The organism is Promicromonospora kroppenstedtii DSM 19349, from assembly GCF_000515355.1.
In the GTDB taxonomy this organism is placed as follows: domain Bacteria; phylum Actinomycetota; class Actinomycetes; order Actinomycetales; family Cellulomonadaceae; genus Promicromonospora; species Promicromonospora kroppenstedtii.
The window spans coordinates 138,753-141,710 of record NZ_KI911641.1 but is presented as its reverse complement, the minus strand read 5'-3'; the positions used below and the strand labels follow the sequence as shown (position 1 = coordinate 141,710).

The window sequence follows — 2,958 nt, the reverse complement described above, 5'->3', positions numbered from 1 at the left end:
GCCGCCCGGGTCCAGGAGCACGCAGCCGACGCGCGGGTTGGGGCCGTGGGCCGGGCCCAGCGCGGCGAGCGCGAGGGCGCGGCGCATCACGGTCTCGAGTCCGTGCGGTGCTGTGGCCGTGTGATCGGTGCTCGCCTGATCGGTGCTCGCCTGATCGGTGGCCGCGTGCTCCGTGGCTGCCTGGTTCATGCCGTCCTCCCCGAGCGTCGGTGCTCCGGGGTGGACGACGGGTACGCGGACCGGGAGCCGCAAGGCCCGGCCCGCGCGCACGACGTCACGGCGACGCACGCCCCGGGGGACGGCGGCGCCGCACGTGCTTCCTCCCATCCGGACTTTCACCGTCGGTCCTGGAATTCCACCAGGTCAACCGGCCTGCCCTTGCGGACGGACGCGGGTCGCGGACTATCACCGCCGGCTCGGAATTACACCGACCCCGGAGCACGTGTGTGCGTACTGCTGCTCGTCAGCATGCCACAGGTCGCCGACGGCGGAGCCATGGCTTGCGTCACATGCGGGGCCGGACCGGTCCGACTACCCGCGCTCCCGCAGCCGACGGCGGTGGATCACCCACTCGGCCACCGCGATGTTGATCACCCAGCCGGCGGTCAGCCCGATCGAGTTGGTCACCGGGTCGAGGCTGCCGGTGACCAGCACGAGCGGCCCGAGGAGCAGCCCCTGGGTCCCCGCACCCATGGCCAGCGCGTACGCGCGCGTCATCCACGCGGAGTGCATCGCGAGGTCGCGGCGCAGCGCCGCTTGGCCAGGATCAGCGCGCCGCCGAGCACCATGGCACGCCCGCTCCCCCACCGGAACAGCGCGTACGCCAGCACCAGCTGGAAGACGCCGGCCGCGAGGTCCAGCTCCCGGCCCAGGAGCACGGCCGGGATCCCTGATGCGACGAACGCCATCGCGACCATCAGCAGCGGGTGGGCACGCCGCCAGAGCAGGGTCGGCGCGAGCACCACGACCGTGGCGACCTGCAGCCAGCGCCCGGGGACGTCGGGGCGCGCGATCCCCTCGATCACCGCGGCGCCGACGAGCACGCCGACCATGACCCAGTCCCACCACGCCCGTGCGGGCGGGTCGGCGGGTCGAGGCTCGTCCCAGACCGAACGGATGGCGGACACGGCCTCATGCTACGAGCGGAGGCGCCCCGAGGGATCGGCCAGAAGTACGAGCTGGACTCCCCCGCCGGGGCCTTCTGGTGAGGTACCCGCCGTCCGCGCTGGGGTGCGCGACCCGCTTGGCACACTATTTTTCTAGGTCCGCAGTCAGCGCACACGGCCAGCCTGCAGTCCGACGGCGGCCAGAAAGCCGGTCAGTGGGTGTGCTTGTCCGCCAGCTCGCGCAGCGTCGCGATCTCCGCCGGGATGTCCTCGGCCCCGTACACGGCGGAACCCGCCACGAAGACGTTCGCGCCGGCGTCGGCCGCCCGCTCGATCGTGTCCCGCGACACTCCCCCGTCGACCTGGATCCAGACGTCGAGCCCGGACTCGCTCACGGCCTGCCGTGCGCGGCGGATCTTGGGCAGCGTGCCCTCGATGAACGGCTGCCCGCCGAACCCGGGCTCGACCGTCATCACGAGAATCATGTCGACCTCGGCCAGCAGGTCGAGGAACGGCTCCACGGGGGTCGCCGGACGCAGCGCGACACCCGCCCGCGCACCGAGCCGGTGCAGCTCCCGCGCCAGCCGGACGGGCGCCTGCGCGGCCTCCGCGTGGAAGGTGACGGACGCCGCCCCGGCCTCCGCGAACGCGGGTGCCCAGCGGTCCGGGTCCTCGATCATGAGGTGGGCGTCGAGCGGGATCGGCGACACCTTGGCGAGCCGCTCGAAAACCGGCAGCCCCAGCGTCAGGTTCGGCACGAAGTGGTTGTCCATGACGTCGACGTGCGCGTAGTCGGCGGAGGCGATCTTGCCGAGGTCGCGCTCGAGGTTCGCGAAGTCGGCGGACAGGATGCTGGGGGCGATGAGTGCTGCCATGATGCCAGCCTAGAGGCCGATGGACAGGGAGCGGCGATGATCCCCGATGTGAACTACTGGGCCGTGATCGTGGCCACGCTCTCCACGCTCGTCGTGGGTTCGGTCTGGTACACGCCCCGCGTGTTCGGCACCCGCTGGATGCGCCTGGCGAAGGTGGACCGGGAGGACGCCGAGGCGAGGGGCGTCTGGCCGATCGTCGTCACGGTGATCGTCAGCTTCCTGACCGCGTGGGTACTGGCCGGGGCCGTCTTCATCGCCTGGCGGTTCTACGAGGGCAGCTTCTTCAGCGCGGCGGTCGTGACCGGCGTGCTGCTCTGGATCGGCTTCACGGCCGCCCGGATGATCACGCACGACGCCTTCGAGGGCCGCCCGCCCGCGCTCACCACTCTGAACCTCGCGCACGAGCTGGTGACGATCCTGGTCATGTCCGTGATCATCGGGGTGTGGCCGCCGGCGGGCGTGTAGGTCCCGATCAACCGGCCGACGTGCGCGGCGCCGCCGCGGGCCCGGACAAGAGACAGTCCCGCGAGCTGTGTTGCGGAGAGTGGACATTGTCGACTCCCCGCAACGCAGCTCGTGCGCGAAGCATCCCTCCGGGACGCAGACCGAGCAGCAGCCCTACGCCGTGCGGCGCAGCAGCGTCAGGTGCATCGCGTCCGTCCCGTGCACGTGCGGCCAGAGCTGCACGTCGTCGCGTTCCCCCAGCGGGATCTCGTCCTCCTCGCGCGCCGCCGGGCGCACCACCGCACGCACCGCGGCCGGGGCGTCCAGCCGCTCGACGTCGTCACGCTTCTTCAGTACGTCGGCGACCACGAGCTGCGTCTCGGCCAGGTGCGGCGAGCACGTCACGTAGGCCACCACTCCCCCGGGCCGGACGGCGTCCAGCGCCGACGCCAGCAGCTCGCGCTGCAGGCCGGTCAGGGCCGCGAGGTCGGACGGCGTCCGCCGCCACCGGCTCTCGGGCCGACGGCGGAGCG

The 2,958-nt window shown here is 72.3% G+C and carries 4 protein-coding genes, 2 pseudogenes and 1 riboswitch; of the genes and pseudogenes, 1 reads left to right on the top strand and 5 read right to left on the bottom strand.

Going from position 1 to position 2,958, the window contains the following annotated elements; translation table 11 throughout:
* The 4 genes and pseudogenes from PROKR_RS08535 to rpe all read right to left on the bottom strand — a co-directional run.
* A pseudogene (locus PROKR_RS08535) lies at positions 1 to 189 on the bottom strand (hypothetical protein); the annotation flags it as partial.
* 120 nt (positions 190 to 309) lie between these two features.
* A riboswitch (FMN riboswitch) is annotated at positions 310 to 446 on the bottom strand.
* Between the two features lie 85 nt (positions 447 to 531).
* Complete coding sequence (locus PROKR_RS08530) at positions 532 to 717, bottom strand: DUF2306 domain-containing protein (RefSeq protein ID WP_245605753.1); 186 nt, start codon at positions 715 to 717, stop codon at positions 532 to 534.
* The gene (locus PROKR_RS08525) at positions 714 to 1,127 is read right to left on the bottom strand and encodes a hypothetical protein (protein WP_051432797.1); all 414 of its coding nucleotides are present in this window, start codon (positions 1,125 to 1,127) and stop codon (positions 714 to 716) included. Before PROKR_RS08525 ends, PROKR_RS08530 begins: the two co-directional genes overlap by 4 nt.
* Positions 1,128 to 1,318: 191 nt before the next feature.
* Complete coding sequence (rpe, locus tag PROKR_RS08520) at positions 1,319 to 1,981, bottom strand: ribulose-phosphate 3-epimerase (RefSeq protein WP_036961871.1); 663 nt, start codon at positions 1,979 to 1,981, stop codon at positions 1,319 to 1,321.
* A gap of 36 nt (positions 1,982 to 2,017) precedes the next feature.
* Between rpe and PROKR_RS08515 the strand changes: the two genes are divergently transcribed.
* Complete coding sequence (locus PROKR_RS08515) at positions 2,018 to 2,446, top strand: DUF1761 domain-containing protein (RefSeq protein WP_036961869.1); 429 nt, start codon at positions 2,018 to 2,020, stop codon at positions 2,444 to 2,446.
* A gap of 153 nt (positions 2,447 to 2,599) precedes the next feature.
* Here PROKR_RS08515 and PROKR_RS08510 read toward each other — a convergent pair.
* Positions 2,600 to 2,958 (bottom strand): annotated as a pseudogene (locus PROKR_RS08510) (rRNA small subunit methyltransferase B); the annotation flags it as partial.